Source organism: Ruminococcus gauvreauii, from assembly GCF_025151995.1.
Lineage (GTDB): Bacteria > Bacillota > Clostridia > Lachnospirales > Lachnospiraceae > Ruminococcus_G > Ruminococcus_G gauvreauii.
This window is the reverse complement of record NZ_CP102290.1, coordinates 3,657,303-3,677,815: the sequence shown is the minus strand read 5'-3', so window position 1 is coordinate 3,677,815 and position 20,513 is coordinate 3,657,303. Positions and strand designations below refer to the sequence as shown.

20 protein-coding genes are annotated in these 20,513 nt (G+C 50.8%); 2 read left to right on the top strand and 18 right to left on the bottom strand.

Annotation, left to right across the window (positions count from 1 at the left end; genetic code table 11):
- Positions 1 to 25: 25 nt before the first annotated feature.
- From scfB to NQ502_RS17290, 4 genes are all read right to left on the bottom strand, one after another.
- Positions 26 to 1,384: a thioether cross-link-forming SCIFF peptide maturase gene (gene scfB, locus NQ502_RS17305; protein WP_028528701.1), complete on the bottom strand. Its 1,359-nt coding sequence runs from the start codon at positions 1,382 to 1,384 to the stop codon at positions 26 to 28.
- Positions 1,385 to 1,496: 112 nt separating this feature from the next.
- On the bottom strand, positions 1,497 to 1,640 hold the full coding sequence (scfA, locus tag NQ502_RS17300; protein WP_044983263.1) for a six-cysteine ranthipeptide SCIFF: 144 nt from the start codon (positions 1,638 to 1,640) through the stop codon (positions 1,497 to 1,499).
- Positions 1,641 to 1,710: 70 nt separating this feature from the next.
- On the bottom strand, positions 1,711 to 2,085 hold the full coding sequence (locus tag NQ502_RS17295) for a TIGR04086 family membrane protein (RefSeq protein WP_028528700.1): 375 nt from the start codon (positions 2,083 to 2,085) through the stop codon (positions 1,711 to 1,713).
- 47 nt (positions 2,086 to 2,132) lie between these two features.
- The gene (locus tag NQ502_RS17290) at positions 2,133 to 3,971 is read right to left on the bottom strand and encodes a hypothetical protein (protein WP_260046574.1); all 1,839 of its coding nucleotides are present in this window, start codon (positions 3,969 to 3,971) and stop codon (positions 2,133 to 2,135) included.
- Between the two features lie 199 nt (positions 3,972 to 4,170).
- On the opposite strand from NQ502_RS17290, the gene NQ502_RS17285 reads away from it, so the two are divergent.
- Positions 4,171 to 5,442: an HlyC/CorC family transporter gene (locus tag NQ502_RS17285; RefSeq protein ID WP_028529984.1), complete on the top strand. Its 1,272-nt coding sequence runs from the start codon at positions 4,171 to 4,173 to the stop codon at positions 5,440 to 5,442.
- A 73-nt stretch (positions 5,443 to 5,515) separates the two neighbouring features.
- Here the strand turns inward: NQ502_RS17285 and NQ502_RS17280 are convergent, their stop codons facing one another.
- From NQ502_RS17280 to NQ502_RS17255, 6 genes are all read right to left on the bottom strand, one after another.
- Positions 5,516 to 6,229, bottom strand: a complete 714-nt coding sequence (locus tag NQ502_RS17280) for a YdcF family protein (RefSeq protein WP_327240949.1) — start codon at positions 6,227 to 6,229, stop codon at positions 5,516 to 5,518.
- Between the two features lie 36 nt (positions 6,230 to 6,265).
- Positions 6,266 to 7,036 (bottom strand): N-acetylmuramoyl-L-alanine amidase, encoded by a 771-nt coding sequence (locus NQ502_RS17275; RefSeq protein ID WP_341349437.1) that lies wholly within the window; start codon positions 7,034 to 7,036, stop codon positions 6,266 to 6,268.
- A 78-nt stretch (positions 7,037 to 7,114) separates the two neighbouring features.
- Positions 7,115 to 7,360, bottom strand: a complete 246-nt coding sequence (locus NQ502_RS17270) for a hypothetical protein (protein ID WP_028529981.1) — start codon at positions 7,358 to 7,360, stop codon at positions 7,115 to 7,117.
- Positions 7,361 to 7,463: 103 nt separating this feature from the next.
- Positions 7,464 to 8,114: a potassium channel family protein gene (locus tag NQ502_RS17265; protein WP_044983567.1), complete on the bottom strand. Its 651-nt coding sequence runs from the start codon at positions 8,112 to 8,114 to the stop codon at positions 7,464 to 7,466.
- A 24-nt stretch (positions 8,115 to 8,138) separates the two neighbouring features.
- A complete protein-coding gene (locus tag NQ502_RS17260) occupies positions 8,139 to 9,497 on the bottom strand; it encodes a TrkH family potassium uptake protein (protein WP_242830299.1) in 1,359 nt (452 codons plus the stop codon).
- A gap of 10 nt (positions 9,498 to 9,507) precedes the next feature.
- Complete coding sequence (locus NQ502_RS17255) at positions 9,508 to 10,422, bottom strand: DMT family transporter (protein ID WP_028529978.1); 915 nt, start codon at positions 10,420 to 10,422, stop codon at positions 9,508 to 9,510.
- A 140-nt stretch (positions 10,423 to 10,562) separates the two neighbouring features.
- On the opposite strand from NQ502_RS17255, the gene NQ502_RS17250 reads away from it, so the two are divergent.
- A complete protein-coding gene (locus tag NQ502_RS17250; RefSeq protein WP_028529977.1) occupies positions 10,563 to 12,269 on the top strand; it encodes an ABC-ATPase domain-containing protein in 1,707 nt (568 codons plus the stop codon).
- A 30-nt stretch (positions 12,270 to 12,299) separates the two neighbouring features.
- Here the strand turns inward: NQ502_RS17250 and glgX are convergent, their stop codons facing one another.
- From glgX to NQ502_RS17210, 8 genes are all read right to left on the bottom strand, one after another.
- Positions 12,300 to 14,405 carry a glycogen debranching protein GlgX gene (gene glgX, locus NQ502_RS17245; RefSeq protein ID WP_028529976.1) on the bottom strand — a complete coding sequence of 702 codons (2,106 nt, stop codon included), beginning with the start codon at positions 14,403 to 14,405 and terminating at the stop codon, positions 12,300 to 12,302.
- Positions 14,406 to 14,408: 3 nt separating this feature from the next.
- Positions 14,409 to 15,533, bottom strand: a complete 1,125-nt coding sequence (locus NQ502_RS17240) for an AI-2E family transporter (protein WP_049898433.1) — start codon at positions 15,531 to 15,533, stop codon at positions 14,409 to 14,411.
- A 145-nt stretch (positions 15,534 to 15,678) separates the two neighbouring features.
- Positions 15,679 to 16,287 carry an LPXTG cell wall anchor domain-containing protein gene (locus NQ502_RS17235; protein ID WP_028529974.1) on the bottom strand — a complete coding sequence of 203 codons (609 nt, stop codon included), beginning with the start codon at positions 16,285 to 16,287 and terminating at the stop codon, positions 15,679 to 15,681.
- Between the two features lie 68 nt (positions 16,288 to 16,355).
- Complete coding sequence (locus NQ502_RS17230; protein WP_044983566.1) at positions 16,356 to 17,384, bottom strand: LCP family protein; 1,029 nt, start codon at positions 17,382 to 17,384, stop codon at positions 16,356 to 16,358.
- Positions 17,374 to 18,174, bottom strand: coding sequence for a class B sortase (srtB, locus tag NQ502_RS17225; RefSeq protein ID WP_028529972.1), 801 nt, complete (start codon positions 18,172 to 18,174; stop codon positions 17,374 to 17,376). The genes NQ502_RS17230 and srtB overlap by 11 nt, the downstream gene beginning before the upstream one ends.
- Positions 18,161 to 18,910, bottom strand: a complete 750-nt coding sequence (locus tag NQ502_RS17220) for a YveK family protein (RefSeq protein ID WP_028529971.1) — start codon at positions 18,908 to 18,910, stop codon at positions 18,161 to 18,163. The genes srtB and NQ502_RS17220 overlap by 14 nt, the downstream gene beginning before the upstream one ends.
- A gap of 42 nt (positions 18,911 to 18,952) precedes the next feature.
- Positions 18,953 to 19,645, bottom strand: coding sequence for a CpsD/CapB family tyrosine-protein kinase (locus NQ502_RS17215; RefSeq protein WP_028529970.1), 693 nt, complete (start codon positions 19,643 to 19,645; stop codon positions 18,953 to 18,955).
- Positions 19,638 to 20,357 carry a CpsB/CapC family capsule biosynthesis tyrosine phosphatase gene (locus NQ502_RS17210; protein ID WP_028529969.1) on the bottom strand — a complete coding sequence of 240 codons (720 nt, stop codon included), beginning with the start codon at positions 20,355 to 20,357 and terminating at the stop codon, positions 19,638 to 19,640. Before NQ502_RS17210 ends, NQ502_RS17215 begins: the two co-directional genes overlap by 8 nt.
- Between the last annotated feature and the right edge of the window lie 156 nt (positions 20,358 to 20,513).

Here is a 20,513-nt window from a genome sequence, read left to right as displayed (position 1 = left end):
GTCCCCTTTGCAGTTTTTCGCTATTTTATTCTTCCGCCTGCGCCGCTTTGATCATCAGCGCGCATTCGACACGTTTTCTCTGCAGTTCGCAGCCAATCTCGTAGACGTCATCGATCCTGCCCGTGAAATTGAACGAATTCGCCGCACAGCCGCCGCTGCAGTAGAACCTTGCAAAACAATCCCGGCATTTCTCTTTTGCGTAGACGTTGCAGCCTTTGAATTCACTGCAGATCTCCTGCCGGGTAATCCCCTCATCCACATTTCCCATCAGGAATCTGTCTTCACCGACAAACTGATGGCATGGATAGAGATCTCCCCATGGCGTCACAGCCAGGTACTCCGTACCCGAACCGCAGCCAGAGAGTCTTTTATATACACAGGGACCGCCTGTCAGGTCGATCATAAAATGAAAGAAATTAAATCCCCGTCCCTCTTTTTCCCGTTTTATCATCTCTTTCGCCAGGATATCATACTGTTCGCATATCGTCGGGATATCCTCACTGCGCAGTGCATAATCCTCTCCGGGATCAGCGACCACCGGTTCCACGGAAATCTGTTTAAAGCCCAGATCAGCCAGATGCAGTACATCTGCGGCGAAATCCAGATTATGCCGGGTAAATGTTCCCCTGACGTAATACTTGTCCTGATTTCGGCTTTCAGCAAATTTCTGGAATTTCGGCACGATCAGGTCATAACTGCCCGCCCCTTTGCGGAACGGTCTCATGTGGTCATGCACCTCTTTCCTGCCGTCTATGCTCAGCACTACATTTCCCATCTCACGATTCGCAAACTCCATCACCTCATCGTCCAGGAGTACGCCGTTCGTCGTGAGTGTAAACCGGAAATTCTTATCGTGAATTTTCTCCTGCTCTCTGCCGTATGCCACCAGGTCTTTCACCACCTGCCAGTTCATCAGAGGCTCTCCTCCGAAGAAATCCACCTCCAGGTTTCTCCTGCTTCCTGAATTTGCAATCAGAAAGTCCAGCGCCTTTTTCCCCACCTCAAAGGACATCAGCGCCCTGCGCCCATGATATTCTCCCTCCTCCGCAAAGCAGTACCGACAGGCCAGATTGCAGTCATGGGCAATGTGCAGACATAGTGCTTTCACTACTGTCTGGCGGTCCTTAAAATGCTCAATGGCATCACGATAGATATCTTCGGTAAAAAGCATCCCCTGCTCTTCCAACTGTCTGCATTCCATAAGCGCTGACTCGATATCCTCCTGGACATACGTTTTGCCAAGCTCACGTTTGATGACCCCGGCATCCTTTTTTTCTGACAGCAGACTGATACAGTCATAGACGACGTCATCCACGACATGAACGGAACCGCTGTTGATATCCAGAACAATATTATATCCATTGTTCCTGTACTGATGTATCACTGATATTCTCCCTTCCGCCTTCTCTCTTTTGTGCTCATAGAGGGGCTGCTGCAAAGTAATCACTCACCTTGCAACAGCCCCTTCTACCTTGTACAGCTACCTCAAAAGGTAATTATTTTTCATTTTCACAGCTCTGATTTCCAACTGTACAGGAAGTCTTACAAGCTGACTGGCAGGAAGTCTGGCATTCACCACATCCGCCTTTTTTCATGGTGTTCTGAAGTCCTTTTGTATTTAAAGTTTTGATATGCTTCATGGTACTGTCCTCCTCTTTTATCACTATGCCACATTATAGCATAGAATCTGCAGTTTTTAAAGAGTTTTTTTCAGGACAGCATCCCGCCCAGCATTCCGCCTCCGACACAGAGCAGGACAGTCGTTACGATATAGTCGCCTCCTGTCATCGCGCCCGGTGACAGAATCGCCGATACTCCGAGCAGCATCAGAAAATAACAGGCCCCCACACAGAGACCCCACAGGAATTTTCTCTCCCTGATGCTTTTTCCAGCTGAAAAACCCCCTGCAAAACAGGAGATTATGTAGATAGCTGCGATGCCCGCCGTTACCATCCCCTCCTTCAGTTCCAGCTTATAGAGAAGCAGCGCCAGAAGAAGCAGCAGCAGTGCAGTGACTACAAATGAAATAATAAGTGCCTTCAGCATGGACATTATCTTCGGTGAGGATACTTCCGTCTTAACCATAAAACAACCCTCCCATATATTACTATATGGAAGGGTTGTACGTCCTATCACTTTTTACCGTTGTTTTTTTTGTTTTTTATTCTCCCTGCGATGATCAGTATGATGATCAGTACCGCAGCCACACCTGCCACTACAAAATAAGGAATCAGGTTCGTCGTATCACCCGTATTCACAGCTTTTTTCACCATGATCCTGCTGCTGTTCTGACTGGCCGCGGAAGAAGTTACTTTCTGTGAAGAACCTTCCTGTGAATAACTGCCGGAAGTTCCCAAGGAGCTGTTCCCGCTTCCCGAACTGCTGTCCGAGCCGCCGGAAGAATTATTTCCAGCAGCGCTTCCGCCTGACGCTGTATTATGATTGTAAACCGCATCCCCCGGGCCTACGATCACCTGACTTCCGGCTATATATCCTACAGCCTGTCCTGAGATAGTATAAGGGCTGAAGGATGAGGTCGTAAACCGGATGGCATTTCCCAGAATCTCCGGATATAACTCTTCATAAGATCCATCGCTGAAATAATGAAGGACAGAAACCTTTTCATAGTCCGCAGCATTTTTCACCGGGACTGTGACTGTTACACTTCTGCCATTCAGACTGTAAGGTGAATCATCCAGAAGGTTCCACAGCGACATCTCATAGGATCCCAAAAGTTCCCCAAGATCGAAGTTGGCAGCATCCGCAATGCTTCCTTTGGATACTCTGAACTGTACGTACCATGGAATATCGCCTTCCACTGTGATACCGCTGCTCGTGTGATTATAAAGCTTACATACGGTCTGCGCTTTTTTCAGACGGATCACGAGTTCACCCGGAACATTCATTTTCTCTTCTTCCGTACAGCCCTCGTACCAGCGGAATGCATCGATCACTGCATCCACATCAGCCTGATTCTCCACAGTCACTTTCAGATTCTGCAGTTTCGTCAGCATATCCTGATCTTTATCTGTACCGGTTATGTTTTCCGGTATATCTTTATCCGGCGTTTCCGGTTCTTTCGTAGGCTTTGCTTCTTCCGTCAGTTCCGGCTCCTTCGTCGGCTCCGGTGTCTCCGTCTCTTCCGGCTCCTTCGTCGGCTCCGGTGTCTCCGTCTCTTCCGGTTCCTTCGTCGGTTCCGGTGTAGCTGTCACTTCCGGCTCCTTCGTCGGTTCCGGTGTCTCTGTCACTTCCGGCTCCTTCGTCGGTTCCGGTGTAGCTGTCACTTCCGGCTCCTTCGTCGGTTCCGGTGTGGCTGTCACTTCCGGCTCCTTCGTCGGTTCCGGTGTCTCTGTTACTTCCGGTTCCTTTGTCGGTTCCGGTGTAGCTGTCACTTCCGGCTCCTTCGTCGGTTCCGGTGTCTCTGTTACTTCCGGTTCCTTTGTCGGCTCCGGTGTCTCTGTTGTTTCCGGTTCCTTCGTCGGCTCCGGTGTTGCCGTCTCTTCCGGCTCCTTCGTCGGTTCCGGATCTTTTTTATCGTTTTCTTTTCCGGCTATGGTGCCAGACCCGCTGATGTCAGAAGCAGATAAAGAAATATTATGCAGCGTCAGCGTACCGGAAATATTTACGATGGCTCCGGAAAATCCGGAAGCCCGCTTCAGGCTCACTCCGCCGGGCAGTGACCATGTCGTATCGCCTGACACGGAAACGGTTCCGCATACCAGGATTTCTCCGTCATTTCCCGCAAGTTCCTTTGCCTTTCCGAACGAACCAACTGCATCAGACTGGCTGGTGCCCCCCGCAGAATCACTTCCGCCGCTTCCGTTCAGATAAACACTCCTGCCGCCCGCTTCCGCATCCAGCGGCGGCTGTATTACCGCAGCCGATATTGCCAGTGTTGCCACGATCAAAAGGCTCAGCGCTTTAAAAAAACCATGTTTGATACGTTCGTTTTTTCTCTTTACTGCTCTCATAAATAAATCTCCTGTCTATGTAAAGCGGATCTACTTGTCCACCAGTTTACTACGGGTGTTATTATATCATAAGTCTTCTTTTTTCGACACCCCTAAACGCAGTTTTTTTACATTTTTTGTAATACTTGCATTTCTGCTCAAAATCATGTATATTTCATAGTAAAAATATACTGTTAAAACAAGAAGGAGTTGACTGTACTTGGATTCAAGTGACGCCATACAATTCGCAGTTCTGTTTATACTGCTCGGACTCTCCGCATTTTTTTCATCTGCTGAGACTGCCCTCACCACAGTGAACAAACTGCGCATCAAAACTTTACACGACGAAGGAAACCGAAGGGCCGGCAAGCTGCTGAAGGTGGTTGAAAACCCCGGTAAGCTGCTGAGTACTATATTAATTGGTAATAACATTGTAAATATATCCGCCTCCTCACTGGCAACCTCTCTTGCCATTCGCCTGTTTGGCAGTGCAGGCGTCGGAATCGCGACCGGAGCCATTACGCTGCTCGTACTGATCTTCGGAGAAATCACGCCAAAGACCATGGCCGCCCTGTATGCAGAGAAGCTGTCACTGTCCTATGCACCGATTATCTATCTGCTGATGATATTGCTGACACCTGTTATTTTCATTATAAACAAACTGTCTTACGGCATTCTGCTGCTGCTCCGCGTAGACCCGAACGGAAAGGCTCAGCCGATGACTGAGAATGAACTGCGCACCATCGTAGATGTCAGCCATGAGGACGGCGTCATCGAGACGGAGGAGCGTCAGATGATCTATAACGTATTTGATTTCGGTGATTCCGAGGCAAAGGATATTATGGTTCCCCGAATCGATATGACTTTTGTCCACGTGGACACTTCCTATGAAGATTTAATTCAGCTGTTTAAAGAAGAGACTTATACCCGGTACCCTGTATATGAAGAGACCACGGATTCTATTCTCGGAACCATCAACGTCAAGGATCTGATCGGCCTGGAAGACACAGAACATTTTTCCATCCGCAGCATTCTCAGGGAACCTTATTTCACGTACGAGCACAAGAGTACTTCTTCCCTGCTGCTGGAAATGCGCGAACAGTCGATCAACTTTGCAATCGTTCTGGACGAGTACGGAGCTACGGCAGGACTGATCACACTGGAAGATTTGCTGGAGGAGATCGTCGGAGAAATCCGCGATGAATACGACGAGGGCGAAGAAGAAATGCTGACCGCCATTATTCCCGATCAGGAATATACAGTGCTGGGTTCCGCCAAACTCGAGGATCTGGACGAGGCTCTCGGCCTTGACCTGGAGTCTGAAGAGTATGACTCCATCGGCGGATATATCATCGAACAGCTGGACCGAATCCCGGAACCGGGCGAAAGCATTCAGCTGGAAAACGGTATTCGCATGGTCGTCGATCAGCTGCAGAAAAACCGGATCGAACTGGTACACCTCTATCTGCCGGAGAAAGATATCACAGCATAACCATGTGGAATTTATCATCAGATACGGGCGGGACAGACTGATTTCAGTTCTGTCCCGCCCGCTTTTGACGCCGTCATGTTTTAATCGGCATCATCTCACGCAAAATTTCATGAAACTGGCTGCCGCAGCGCTCCATTTCTCCCAGCACCAGTCCTATGCCTGCCTCCGACAAATACCAGTTGTCCCTGCGGATCCCCTGAATCTCCACAGCACATATCTGAAAATCGGTCTCCGGGTACATCAGCTGATAATACATCAGACATCTCCTTGCATGGTAAGATTTGCAGCAGACGATGGCACTGCGCACATCAATCCCGGCGGCATCCGTGACCCTGCGCGAGAAAATGGCATTCTCGTAAGTAAACGTGGCCTGATCTTCCCTGAGGATTGCCCGCTCCGGCACCGCACATTTGCGCAGCACGTCATGCAGAAACTCCCATTCCGTATCGTATGCTTCGTCATACAATTCCCGCTTATCCTGTACGCCCTCGAAGATTCCGCTCAGCCTTCCATACTTTCCGGAAGGCAGGATCATCGGTGCATGTCCCTCATGGTACAGCTGTGCCGCCCGCTCTGCCATCTGCGGAAATCCATTTCCCGGGACCATGATCATGTCCGCCCTGCCCGGTATGTCATTCACAAAAATAAAATCCGTGATCTGATCCAGAAATCTCTGATTCATGTTATCCTCCGTAATTCTTTTCATCATCATACCACAAATCAGCGGCATTGCAAGCACCGTACCCTGCCCGGGGGCAGAATCATGGGCGCACATTCTTTTTTTCAAAGCTGTGTGCCCGCTCTGCCATCTGCGGTGCGTTTTCTACGTCGTGATCATCGTACTGTACCCGTCTTCGCGCAGCCTGCGCTCCATCGTGACCGCGTTGCCGAGCTGCTGATACGCTCCCACCTGCACTTTGAACAGTCCATCCTGATTCAGAATAAACGCCGGATATCCCTTATCCAAAAGTTCATACAGCTGATTATCCGCGTATTGACGCACACGGTATGCACCCACCTGCACACGGTAATATGTCGGGTCCGTCACAGTCTCCTCATTCAGCGTACCGAGGATCGCATCCGCGATCGCCTGCGCAATCTCATCAAACTTCGAGTCAAACAGCTCGTTGTCTGCATCGCTGTTGATGAATCCGACTTCCACCAGGACCGCCGGCATATTTGTCCTTCTAAGTACCACAAGCCCCGGCCGCTCTTTCACACCAAGGTCCTTGAATCCCACTTCACCGAGCGCCCCGTTGATATTTTCCGCCATCTGAAGTTTAATCCCGGACTTATCATAGATCAGACTTTCGACCCCTGAATACTGATTCGGCCGCGGACTGGAATTGCGGTGTATGGAGATAAAGAAATCCGCACCCGACTGGTTCGCGATCTGCGCCTTCTCAAAAGGCGTCTGATAGACGTCCGTCGTCCTCGTGTACTCAACGTCTACCCCATTATTCTCCAGAATCTGTCCGATTGCCAGTACGAGGCGGAGCGTGTCGTCCTTTTCGTTTCGTCCCTGGTAGGTGGCTCCCGGGTCTCCCCCGCCGTGCCCTGCATCCAGCATGATTTTATACGGCAAAAAAAACACCTCTTTTACATATCTTTCATAATTAAGATATGCAAAGAGGTGTCTCCCTGCCCCATGATTTTATGGTAAATGCCGTTCCTACAGTTTCCTCATCAGATAGACGATTCCTCCCAGGAGTCCGATAAATGCTCCGGAATATCCGGCAGCGCAGACCATCAGCACATTTCTTTCCTCACCGCCAAGACCCAGGGCCAGACAGATCAGAAAACCAATCATCCCCGCAAACAGCGTCCAGAAAATGGTGTTAATAAGCAAAAACAGATGTCCTCGGTTTCCCCTGCTCTGCTTTGTCAGCCGATTCGTAAAATTCCAGATCCACGTCATATCCATCGCCTCCTGTTCCATTTCTATTTCTTTATAAACAGAATAGTACAGCGATGTAAAATTGGTAACCGTATCCCTGTAAAACTTAGGTAAAATTATCCCGCTATTTCGTGAGCGGCTTGATATCCGCCGGGCTTCCCATCACCATCAGACTCTCGCCCTCCGAAAACACGTGGTCCGGATGCGGCAACGGATAAATCTTACCATTGCGTTTGGTCGCCAGGATACTGACATGGTATCTCGTCCGCACCGATTTCTCAACAATGCTCTTGCCCAGCCATGAATGCGGAACCTCAATCTCATAGATCGCATACTCGGGTGTCAGCTCAATATAGTCAAAGATATGCGGTGAACCGTATTTGATGGCGAGACGCTCTGCCATCTCGCGCTCCGCATACACCACATGGTCCGCCCCGTTTCTGAGCAGCAGCTTCTTATGGACATCCCGCGTCGCACGCGCCAGAACATATTTTGCCCCCATGTCTTTGAGCAGCACCGTCACTTCCAGCGCCGTCTGAAAATTATCGCCGATCGCAACCACGCAGAGATCAAAATTGGCGATTCCGAGGGACGAGATAAAATCTTCATTCGCAGCGTCTCCGATGCGGATATTCTGCACCAGATTCACCACGCTGTCCGCGCGCTCCTCACTTTTTTCTATCGCCAGCACACTGTTCCCGCACTCGATGAATTTCCTCGCGATGTGCCTTCCAAACCTTCCCAGTCCAACCACCAATATTGATTTTGCAGCCATTAGTAATCTCCTTTTCTCCTTCATTTATCCTATTTGTATCTCTTCCTTCGCCAGCTTCGATGCAATCGGCGTTCTGCCGGATGCAAACGCCAGCAGGATTGTGATGGATCCCACACGTCCGAACAACATCAGCAGTGTCAGCAGTATCTCAGAAACGACACCGAGTCCCGGCGTGACGCCGAATGACAGTCCGACGGTCGCGATCGCAGACACACTCTCAAAGAGGGCTGTCAGAATCGGAATGCTTTCCACACTCGATATCACCATTGCCACCGTGACCGACAGCAGCAGGTACAGCATGAACACACAGCTTGCCCTGCGCACCACGCCGTCCTCCAGCCTGCGTCCGAACACCTCAATGGATTTTCTTCTCCTGAACGTCGTAAAAATACTGATACACAGTACGGCAAATGTGGTCGTCTTGATGCCTCCTGCCGTAGAACCGGTCGAACCGCCGATCAGCATCAGGCAGACCATCAAAAACTGGCTCGGCTGTGTCATCGCTCCGATATCCACCGTGTTAAATCCTGCGGTCCTCACCGTCACCGACTGAAACATGGACGCGAGCACCTGGTCAGGCAGCGACTTCCCGCTGTACGCCTGTCCTCCCTGTTCAAACAGGAAAATAGCCGCTGTGCCAGCCAGGATCAAAGTCATGCTGATCGCGATCACAAGCTTGGAATGCACTCTCAGTTTTTTAAAATGAAATCTGTTGCGGAAAATATCGCTCCACACAAAGAAACCGAAACCGCCCACTACGATCAATGTCATAATAATGAAATTTACATACCAGTTTCCGGCAGCGCCTGTCAGCGATGAAAATTCTGCCTCCATCCCCATCAGGTCAAACCCTGCATTGCAAAAAGCGGAGACAGAATGAAATACGGAGTAGTAGATTCCCTTTCCCAGGCCCAGCTTCGGACAGAAATAAAATGCCAGCAGCAGAGCACCGGCGGTCTCCGTGAGTGCTGTTCCTATCAGGATTCCCCTCGTCATACGCACGATTCCGCCCATCTGCGGCGCCGCAATAGACTCCTGCATGATCATACGGCTTGCCAGTCCGATCTTACGTTTCGTCAGGCTGATCCCGTAGATGGCCACCGTCATAAATCCCATTCCGCCGATCTGTATCAGAGCCAGGATCACAATCTGGCCGAACGTCGACCAGTACGTATAAGTGTCGTACCGCACCAGCCCGGTCACGCAGGTGGCAGAGGTCGCTGTAAACAGTGCATCCAGAAACGGAGTCACTTTTCCCTCGCCTGTGGATGCAGGGAGCATGAGCAGCGCGCTGCCAGCCAGAATGATCAGACAGTATCCCCAAAATATGATCTTCATCGGTGAAAGCTGCAGCAGCTTTCGTTTTATCTCTTCAATCTCCATATTACTCCTATTATGAACTGCATGCCGACTCCTCATTCCTGGCTTCCTGCAGTGTTTTTTTCTTTTTTTCCGGTATCTGCGCCAGAATGATCGCACCGAACATCAGAACGCACCCGGACAGTTCACGCGCCGAGAGTTTCTCTCCGAGGATTATGAAGCCCGCCAGCACCGATATGCATGATTCCAGGCTCAGAATCAGCGAAGCGATCGTCGGACTGACATTTTTCTGTCCCAGGATCTGCAGCGTGTATGCGACCCCGCACGACAGCACACCGGCATACAGGATCGGCGCCCATGCCTGTAAGATATCGGAAACTTTCGGCGTTTCCAGCAGGAACATGGGAACGGATGACAGCAGTCCGCAGGTAAAGAACTGAATGCATGCCATACGGACACCATCCGCGCGCGGTGAAAAATGGTCAATCACCAGAATGTGCAGGGCAAAAAGTACCGCGCCCAGGAACAGATACACGTCCCCTTTTCCCACAGTGAATCTCTCCGTCATACACAGAAAGTAAAGTCCCGCAAGAGCAATCACGACAGCCGCCCAGACTCTCAGGCCGGTCTTCTTTTTCAGCAGAATACCGAGTACCGGAACGAGCACGATATAACACGCCGTGATAAATCCCGCCTTGCCCGCAGTTGTATACTGAATCCCGATCTGCTGCAGACTGCTGGCTGCAAACAGAAGTATTCCGCAGCACAGGCCGCCGAGCCACAGCGTCCGGCTTCGCGGCGCCTTTTTTCCATCTTCTTTTCTCACGGACAGCGCAATAAACGGCAGCAGCGTGATCCCTCCGATCAGACTGCGGACGGCATTAAACGTAAACGGACCCAGATAATCCATCCCGACACTCTGCGCCACAAAGGCAAATCCCCAGATCGCGGCTGTCAAAAGAAGCATACAAGCATTTTTCGTTTTCATATCACTTTTTCTCCCAGTCTCCCCTCATCAGTATCCACTATTGTACTCCCATACACGCCTGCGGGCAAGTAAAATTTTGCTGAATTCTGCCCTGTTTTTTATGGTATACTGATAAACAAAAACGACAGTGAGGTAATCCTATGAAAAGTTCTGAACAGTTAAAGCAGCTTTTGCTCTCCATCAACCACAGAAGCTATCCTGCCTATAAGGATACCAGAGGCAGCTACCGGTTTGACGGCTACCAGCTGAACATCGACCACGTGCAGGGTGACCCTTTTGCAGCCCCATCAAAAGTCAGTATCCTCGTGTCGGGCAGGCAGGCCGCCTTTCCGGAAAATTATTACGATCTGACTCATAAGCGCACAGCGCTTGAAGACCATCTGATACGGTTGTTTGCCCGTGAAGCGGAACAGTTCCAGTTCAAAGCCAGAGGTTCCGGAAAGAGCGGACTGCTCTCCGTCAGCCGCTGCGGCCAGGAGATCCTTTCGCGCACCGCCTGCACGATTTCTCCTGAATCAGGGGATGTCACCGTACGGATGGAAATCGGATTTCCCGCGAACGGACGCAGCATCAATTCCCCGGAACTCATCAAGATCCTCTTTGATTTTCTTCCGCTCTGCGTCAGGCGCACTCTTTACTGTAAATCCCTGGACGCCGGGAAGCTGGCATCCGTGATCGAACTTGCCGAAGATCAGCATGCAATCCGTAAACTGCTGCCTAAACTGGAACTTGTCGCCTTCATCGCGAACGGTTCCATTCTCCCGAGAGAAAGCGGAGTCTCCCAGAGACCGATGCGTGGCGCCACCCCGTTTCACTCGCCGGCTTCGATGGAAGTCACGCTCTCGCTTCCCAACAGGGGAAACATCACCGGCATGGGAATCCGCCGCGGCATAACACTGATCATCGGCGGCGGATATCACGGAAAATCCACACTCCTGAAAGCGCTGGAGCTCGGAGTATATAACCATATCGCCGGTGACGGCAGGGAATTTGTTATCACAGATGAAGCTGCGGTCAAAATCCGTGCCGAGGACGGAAGAAGTATCCGCAGCACAGATATCTCCATGTTCATCAATAACCTGCCAAATAAAAAGGACACCCGCCGTTTTAGTACAGAGGATGCCAGCGGCAGTACCTCGCAGGCTGCAGGCGTCATCGAAGCAATCGAGGCGGGTACTTCTCTGCTGCTCATCGACGAGGACACGTGTGCAACTAACTTCATGATCCGGGACGAGCTGATGCAGCGCGTCGTGCACAGGGACCAGGAACCCATCACACCGTTCATTGACCGGGTGCGGGATCTCTACGAACAGAGCGGGATCTCCTCTGTCATGGTAGCGGGAAGCTCCGGGTCTTATTTCCACGTGGCAGACCGGATCATCCAGATGGACTGCTATGTGCCGGCTGATATCACAGACTTTGCCCGGGAGCAGGCGGCAAAATTCCCAATCCAGGAGAATATGGCAGCATCTGCTTCGCTCCCGGATTTTTCACGTGTGCCGAAACCATCCCGGGATTTCCGGGCAGACGCCCGGATCAAGATGAAGACGCTCGGCCGCGATGCGTTCTCCATCAACCGTGAGACCGTTGACCTGCGCTACGTGGAGCAGCTGGCCGACATTGAGCAGACGACAGCGCTCTCCTATCTGCTCAGATACGCGATGACTCACCTTTGCGACGGAAAGAAGGATCTGCGCACCATCGTGAATGAACTCGTCTCACTGACAGAAAAACAGGGCCTCGCCGCTGCCTGCGACAGCTCATGGCTGCCCGCCGGTCTGGCGATGCCCCGTCCTCAGGAAATCTATGCGTGTTTCAACCGCTTCCGCGGGCTGACTCTGCAGTAATAATCTTCTTGCTGCCGGTGCGCGCTGTCTTCACTCGCCGGCAGTAAAGATCATCACACTTCGTCCGCCGATCGTGACCGCATCCGCCTTATTTAGAATTACCTCCCGGATACTGTCCTCACTCCCGGTATCGACATTCAGTTTCCAGCGAAATCTTCCAGCCGCCGGATACGGCAGCCAAAACTCAAGCGGCTCCCAGTAGGCATTGACCGCGACAAACACGAGATCATCCCTGCTGTCCGACTCGTCTCGTCCCGCATACAGCACACCCAGCAGCCTTGTATTGCCGTCAAACTGATCGTTCCACGGAATGCCCGAGTGAAAACTGACATCCGGAAGTCCGCACAGCGCACATTTCGTCTTCCTGCGCAGCACCGGGTGACGCATCCGAAACGCATTCATCCATGAGCAGAAGGTGAACATCTCCCGCTCGGTTTTCAGATTATTCCAGTCCAGCCAGGATATCTCGTTGTCCTGGCAGTACGCATTGTTGTTTCCGTACTGCGTATTCCCGAATTCATCCCCCGCACGCACCATCACAGCTCCCCTGCTGCACATCAGAACGGCGTACGCGTTTTTCCGCAGCCGTTTTCTCAGCCTGAGGATTTCCGGATCATCTGTCTCACCCTCAGCTCCGCAGTTCCAGCTGCGGTTATCCGCGTCACCGTCCGTATTATTCCAGCCGTTCTTCTCATTATGTTTTTCATTATATGCATAGAGATCATACAGCGTAAATCCGTCATGGCAGGTGATGAAATTGACCGAGGCCTGGTCTTCGCGCTCCAAAGAGCGGTAGAGGTCCGGGGAACCGATCATCCGCTGTGCCGCATTTGCAGCCATTCCCCCGTCTCCCTTTAAGAAGGAGCGAATATCATCCCTGTATTTTCCGTTCCACTCTGCCCAACGCCCGAATGACGGAAAGCTTCCGACCTGGTAAAGTCCCGCCGCATCCCAAGCCTCAGCGATCAGCTTCACCCTGCTCAGAATGGGATCGGCACTCAGGCTCTCCAGGAGGGGCGGCCGGCGAAGCGGTGTCCCGTCTTCGCTGCGGCCCAGAATGGAAGCCAGATCAAACCGGAATCCCGACACATGATATTCGATCACCCAGTACCGCAGACAGTCCAGGATCATCTGCTGCACCACCGGATGGTTGCAGTTGAGCGTATTGCCGCAGCCGCTGAAATTATAGTAATCCCCATCCGGCGTCAGCATGTAGTACACGTTATTATCGATGCCCTTCAGTGAGAAGCACGGTCCATCCTGGTTTCCCTCCGCCGTGTGATTGAACACAACATCCAGTATGACCTCGATGCCGTTCTCATTCAGTTCTCGGATCAGTGTTTTCAGTTCACTGCCTTCCCGGTTATATTCAACAGCCGAAGCATAGCTGGTGTTCGGCGCAAAGAAACAGACCGGATTATACCCCCAGTAATTATAAAGTATCTCCCCATCCACGACCCGCATTTCTTCCATCTCATCAAACTCAAAGACCGGCATCAGCTCCACGGCATTGACGCCGAGTTCCTTCAGATACGGAATCTTCTCCCGCAGCCCCTCAAAGGTACCGGGACATTTCACGCCGGATGAGGGATGTTTCGTAAATCCCCGCACATGCAGCTCATAGATGATCAGATCCGTAAACGGAATGTCCGGACTGGTCGATTTTCCCCACGAAAATCGTTCCTCCACGACACGTGCCCGGTACGTCAGATAGTTTTCCGTCTTCTCTCCCCATTTACTCTGTCCGACAACAGCCCGCGCATACGGATCGAGCAGATACCGCTCTTTATCAAACAGCAGTCCCTTCCCGGGATCGTACGGACCGTCAAAACGAAACGCATATTCGTTTTCCTCTATGTCCAGCCCGAACACGATCATAGAATATGTATCTCCGATACGGTACTCCTCAGGAAATGGTATGACCGTATACGGTTCCTTCTGTCCCCTGTGAAACAGCGCAAGTTCACACGAATATGCCCCCAGTGAGTGAATCGTGAAACTCACTCCGCCCGGCAGAGCCAGCGCCCCCTGAACCAGGTACATTCCGGGGCGGATACCGTATCCGCCCACATGATCAAGCGGTTTCAAAAGCCTTCTTATGCCCTCAACGCGTTTGTCAACCAGCTTCTCAACCATAATCTACTCCCCTTCCATTCTGTGTTCCCGCCTCAGTACATCATTTTTCAAAAATATATAAAGGACGGTCGTGACCGGCACACCGATCAGCATTCCGACAATGCCAAACATCCCGCCGCCCACCGTGATTCCAAGCAATACCCAAAGACCCGACAGGCCGATTTTATTTCCCACAACCCTGGGGTAGATCGCGCTGTTCTCGACCTGCTGAAGAATCACCAGAAAAACGAGAAAAACAAGCGCCTGTTTCGGCTCGACGAACAGCAGCAGCAATACTGCGACACCGCCTCCGATATAAGCCCCCCAGATGGGTACCAGAGCCGTTACGGCGATGATGATACTGATCAGGCCTGCATAATCAATCCTCAGGACAATCATCCCGATAAAACACAGGCTGCCCAGAATGAGCGCCTCTGTCAGCTGTCCCACAACATAGTTGTCAAAGACAACATTGATCGTACTGAAAACATTTTTGATTTTACGGCAGGTTTTATCCGGACAGTACGTCTGCAGCACTCTTTTACACTGGTCAAGCAGCTTTTCCTTTCCGCTCATCACATAGATGGAAAGCACCAGAGAAATGATAAGCTCTGCCAGACCGGAGATGGCGCTCGATGTGATTCTCCAGATCTGCGGCAGTGTCCCCTCAAGAACCTGATCCAGTTTTCCCAGATAGGCGTTGATGGAGGCGATCACTTCCGATATATCGATCTGACTGATCCCCATTCTGTCCATCACCTGGTTCAGATCTCTCTGGATCGCCGCGACATACTGGTCGGCGCTGCTCACAAATGTCGATATATTCTCCGCAATCTGCGGGAGCATAAAGCGCAGCAGCAGCACGATGCCGCCGATAACCGCCAGATAAACGGTCAGGATCGCAAGTGCCTTCGCCGCACCCGGACGGTTTCCCATCTTTTTTCCATAAAGTTCACGTAATTTTTCATATGGCCTGTTCAGCACAAACGCAATCGCGATGCCTGCAAACAATGGTTTCAGATAGCCGACGAACGTCCAGATACCCCTTAGGATATCACGAAAGTTGATCACAACCAGAACCAGTATCACTGCATACGTAATGACTAACATCCACTGCTTTACACGGGAATCTTCCAAATTCAGAAACACACTCCTTACATTTACTTACTGTATTATCAAGAGTATTCCTGTCACTGCACAGTTTATACAATAAAACCCGCAAATAAACTTATAAAGCAAGAAAAGATCCGGACTCTTTCGAATCCGAACCTTCCCGTATGTAATCATCTGTTAATTAAGCTGCTTTTCTTTTTTTGTAGTAAGTAACACCCATACCAAGAGCTGCAACTACAGCGATCAGACCAGCATATGCTGCTGTTGCTGTCTCACCGGTTTTCGGTGATGTGCTTGTTGTAACAGTTTTTGCTGCATCGCCATCCACTACGAATGCTACCGGTGACAGAGAGTCAAATGTTGCTTCAATTGTACCTGAACCAGCTTTAGATGTAACAACTTCCCATGCTTTCTTCTCTGTGTCATAGTGAAGAACAGCTACCTTAGAGTCGGCTTTTACACCAGATACGTTGAACGTAATCTTCAGCGGGAATTTTGCGCCTTCCGGAGCAACTACGTCTTTCACGTCTACAACCTGCATGCCTTCTACAAAAGCATCTCCCAGCAGTTCTTTGACTTTATCAATATTCTTGATCTCATCTGCTGCTGCCTTGTACTCTGCCGGAATGTCTTTGATCGTTACCTCAACTGCATTTCCGTCAGCGTCAGTTGCACTGTTTACCTTGGTCACAACGCCTGTCACGGACGGGCTTGGTGCTGCGAGTACGGTAGCCGCTGTTCCCAAAGTCATCAGCGCTGCACATACTACTGCAATTACTTTTTTCATCATAAAAAAGTCCTCCTGTTTCTTATTCTTTTTCAAGAATAGTTGTTATTTCATTTTCTCTTATTCTACCATTAATTCTTAAGTTTGTAAAATGTTTTTAACAGTAAATCGTATAAATTTTCCTCATCCACGTAAAATTCGTCATGTTCAGCGCCCTGACGGACCTCTCCCGGCAGATATTGCGTCTCCTCAGAGTTAAATTCATACGTTGCAAAGCTGTCAATCTGCTGTGCATTCATGTCAGTCACCATATAAGGTTTCAGGAACGATGAGAAGCGTTCGTAATAACTGCCCTCTGCACCGGCAGTACTCTTCAGTGCCTGTACCAGCGCCGTGATATACTGAACCTGGCGCTGCATCCTGCCGTTGTTGCTTCCGGTCACATTCGTGTCACGATAGCGGACATACTTCTCTGCCTGCTCACCGGTCATCGTGACCACAGCTCCCTGTACAAATGCAGGGTCAACCTCCGTATAATCCTCCGGTATCGTGAGCGTGACCCCTCCGACAGCATCATTCAGGATACTGATTGATTCAATATTCAGGGAAATATACGCATCGATGGGCAATTCATACAACAGCTCCGATACGGTCTTTTCCATCGCCCAGCAGCTGCTCTTCTCACCGTTTCCATACGCGTACTGTGTCGCGATCTGTGCCTCGACACTCGTATAGAAATTGCCGTTCACATCGTAGATGTCCACATCCGTCATGGTATCCCTGGAGATCTGCAGTATTTTTCCTGTCTGCGTCTTTTCATCCAGCGAAAGGATCATGATGCAGTCAGCCTGTCCCGCAGTACCGGGAGTGTCCTGGAGCGTGACCTCCTCTTTCTTGTCCACCCCCATAAACAGGATATTCGTCAGCTCTCTGTTGTATTCATATGTCTGTCCCTGGTAAGTCACCGTCTGTGCGGTGCTGCTCTGGGTGACCTGTTCTTCCTGTGCCTTGGCTTCCGCCACTTCCTGCCGGTGCTCCAGCAGCAGTTTGCCCGCCAGGACGCCAAGTACCGCGATGATCACCACGACACACAGTACGAGTATCATGCTGCTGATGCCTATCGCATGGCTTCGGTGCTTCTGTTTTTTTTCATTCTTCATCGATCAATACCGCCTCTACCAGAAAACGCTGTTCGCTGTTTCCGTTACATGTTGACAACGTGATGATACGGTCATCCACCGTTGCAGTTGTTTCCGAGCTGAAATGGCTGGCAATATTCCGCACCGACATCACAGAATCCAGAAATGCCTGAAACTGCGGTTCTTCGTTACAGTCATACTGCCCCAGAATATGCCGGTTGTCGTACGTGACAGCCGCAAATACTCGGTACGTATAAATGTGTTCCGGCGTATAAATGCGGATATCCGGATGCGCCTCCATGTACGCCGGGTCCACATACTGATGCAGCCCGCCGAACATCGATCCGTCATTCATGTTGTGTCCGTAGATCACTGTGTTTTTATCCGTAAAGTCGATACGGTTGAGATTTTCTGTGTAGATTGATCCCGGCAGTCCCTCGGCGCCGTCCACCGTATGATTCAGATAATACAGATTGTCTTCCGCGCTCTGCAGAATCGGATAGTCGACAACCGTATCCGGTATCTGGATCCACGCGTAAATGTCCGCATTTCTCTGCTGAAGTTTGTCAAAATCAATCGGAATCACGACTTCAGGCGTCGGTTCCGGTGTTGGTTCTTCCGTCGCTTCCGGCGTTTTCGCCGGTTCTGCTGAAGGCGTCTGTTCCGGTGTCGCCTTTACTTCCTCCGCCAGTTCCTCATACACCTGTTCCTTTTGCTTCTGCGTCGCATAATAGTAAACACAGAACCCTGCGGCGGCCAGAAAGACAATCAGAAATGCACCAAATAAAATTCGATATTTATTGTTTTTCATGATCTTTCTTCATCTCTTTGAGTTCTTTTCTCTTGTCCGGTTTTCCTTTTTCCAGCGGGATCACAGCGAGAGTGCTCAGTCCCAGATACTTCTCTACGTCTTCCTGCGTCTTGATGTTGTCGTTGCGGATAAACTGGATCACCAGGTACAGGCCAACCAGCAGGATACCCGCCAGGATACCGACCGCCGTATTCTTCGTAACACTCGGGCTGATCGGCTCCACTGCAACTTCAGCTTCCTCAACCGTAGTCGGAGGATCTGATTTCATAATATATGCCATCTGATCAGCCGTTTCCGAGGCCACTGCGTTCGCAACGATGCAGGCGCGCGTCGGGTCCGCATCCTGGGCTGTGATCACAAGGATTCGCGTATCAGATGTGTTCGAAACGGAAATCATCTCCTGAATCTCTTTTCGTGTCAGCGTGATTCCGTCCTCCTCCTGAATCTTTTCGATCGCACCGTCGATCACCGGCATACTCGTGGCAATCACCTCAAAATCGGCAGTCAGCCCTGAACTGAGCTGCAGATCTGCAAATGATGTAACACTTGTCGTCTTGGACAGGATGTACAGCATGGATTTCGACTCATACTGCGGCGTCAGCAGCACCAGCGTGACAATAATCGCGATCAGTCCTGCGATAATCCCGCCTGCAGCGAACATCCACCATTTGCGCAGCAGGGCCTGTATCAGGCTGCCCAGGTCTATTTCAATTTCATCGTTTTCATATCTTTCCATCGTTCACTCCTCTTTCACTTCCCTGTATGATTCTGAATCTGCTTACGCATCATAGCTGTAATAGCTGTCGTATCCGCCGTACCGTCTTCCATAGTAACTGCCGCGGCGGACATCAACTTTATTCAACACGACGCCCAGCAGATTGCTGTTGGCAGAACGGAGCTGTTCTGCTACCGTTTTCGCTACTCCGCGTGATGAATTGTCTGCCGCCAGAACCAAAAGCGAAGCGTCACACTCCTTTGCCACGACTGCCGCGTCGATCACGTTGGAGAGCGGCGGTGTATCGATCAGTACGTAATCAAACGTCTTCTTCAGAATCGGAAGCATCTGCGCAAAACGCTCATTGCCCAGGAGCTCTGTAGGATTCGTCGGAAACAGCCCGGATGGAAGCAGGAAAAGGTTCTTTCTGTTCGTCGAGCAGATCACGTCCCCGATGTTCTCCTGTCCCGACAGGTAATGGCTCAGTCCCTTAACCGAATCCTGAACCTGAAGCCGGTGAAACAGTACGGATTTTCTCAGATCCGCATCCACCAGCAGTGTTTTCTTTCCGCCATCCGCAAAAGCACATGCCAGATTATAAGAAACTGTCGTTTTTCCGTCATTCGGAGTACAGCTCGTGATCGCGATCGCCCGGTTTTCCACACCTGTGAACTCGATATTCGTCCGCAGTGTCCGGTAGACCTCCTTCTCACGGTTTGTCCGGCTGGACTCTTCCCCGATGGTTATTCTATTCATCTATGTATTCCCTCCTGATAATTTTCCTTGCGTTCTCCAGGCATACCTGCCTTCTATATGTTTTATCTGTTTTTTTCTCAATATATGCCGCGCACTTCTTCATCAATGGCCGCCTGTGTGCGCTGCCGTGCGCATCCGTTCCGATGAAATGGATGTACCGTTTCTTCAGCAGCTGCAGCAGGTATTTCTTGATATCCCGTCCGTCTCTTCCGATCACGCTCCCGGCGTTCACCTGAATATAGGCACCCATCCTGACCAGCTCTTCCACATTTTCTTCAATCAAAAGGGCGTCATACCGTTCGATATGAGCCAGGATCGGGAGATACCCGTTATACTGCAGCGTCTGCACTGCCTGCCGGATATACGTGAATTCCACATAGGTCGCAAACTCGATCAGCACATATTTACTGGCATTCAGGGTCCACACATCCCCCATCATCAGGTCTTCCACCGCCTCCTGGCTGTAATAAATCTCCGCTCCGGAGATAATATGCAAATCCGGTGAAATCTCTTTCGCCATCGCGACCGTGGATGCCAGTGCGGCTCTTCTTTTTTTCCAGACCTCCGGCTTCATACCGCCGTGATAGTGAGGCGTCGCAATGATGCAGCGAATCCCCTCATTATAGGCGATCCGCAGCATCTTCTCTGTCTCCTGTGTATCCTTTGCCCCGTCGTCCACACCGGGCAGTATATGGCAATGTATATCAATCAATTTTTTCTCTCCATTTCGACAAAACCTGTTCATGCCATACGACTGTTGCTAACCTCACCTTCGCCGTTTACGGCTCGGTTCGCTAAGCAACGCTGCATAGGTTCCAACTACGGTTCATCTGCGCCCTGCGGGCTTGATTCGCCTAGTTTCCACCCA

Bases quoted from the DNA above. Each gene is read 5' to 3' on its own strand.
- scfA (WP_044983263.1), bottom strand. From the start codon at position 1,640: ATGAAGCATATCAAAACTTTAAATACAAAAGGACTTCAGAACACCATG.
- NQ502_RS17295 (WP_028528700.1), bottom strand. From the start codon at position 2,085: ATGGTTAAGACGGAAGTATCCTCACCGAAGATAATGTCCATGCTGAAG.
- NQ502_RS17290 (WP_260046574.1), bottom strand. From the start codon at position 3,971: ATGAGAGCAGTAAAGAGAAAAAACGAACGTATCAAACATGGTTTTTTT.
- NQ502_RS17270 (WP_028529981.1), bottom strand. From the start codon at position 7,360: ATGACGTGGATCTGGAATTTTACGAATCGGCTGACAAAGCAGAGCAGG.
- NQ502_RS17265 (WP_044983567.1), bottom strand. From the start codon at position 8,114: ATGGCTGCAAAATCAATATTGGTGGTTGGACTGGGAAGGTTTGGAAGG.
- NQ502_RS17260 (WP_242830299.1), bottom strand. From the start codon at position 9,497: ATGGAGATTGAAGAGATAAAACGAAAGCTGCTGCAGCTTTCACCGATG.
- NQ502_RS17255 (WP_028529978.1), bottom strand. From the start codon at position 10,422: ATGAAAACGAAAAATGCTTGTATGCTTCTTTTGACAGCCGCGATCTGG.
- NQ502_RS17250 (WP_028529977.1), top strand. From the start codon at position 10,563: ATGAAAAGTTCTGAACAGTTAAAGCAGCTTTTGCTCTCCATCAACCAC.
- glgX (WP_028529976.1), bottom strand. From the start codon at position 14,405: ATGGTTGAGAAGCTGGTTGACAAACGCGTTGAGGGCATAAGAAGGCTT.
- NQ502_RS17235 (WP_028529974.1), bottom strand. From the start codon at position 16,287: ATGATGAAAAAAGTAATTGCAGTAGTATGTGCAGCGCTGATGACTTTG.
- NQ502_RS17230 (WP_044983566.1), bottom strand. From the start codon at position 17,384: ATGAAGAATGAAAAAAAACAGAAGCACCGAAGCCATGCGATAGGCATC.
- srtB (WP_028529972.1), bottom strand. From the start codon at position 18,174: ATGAAAAACAATAAATATCGAATTTTATTTGGTGCATTTCTGATTGTC.
- NQ502_RS17220 (WP_028529971.1), bottom strand. From the start codon at position 18,910: ATGGAAAGATATGAAAACGATGAAATTGAAATAGACCTGGGCAGCCTG.
- NQ502_RS17215 (WP_028529970.1), bottom strand. From the start codon at position 19,645: ATGAATAGAATAACCATCGGGGAAGAGTCCAGCCGGACAAACCGTGAG.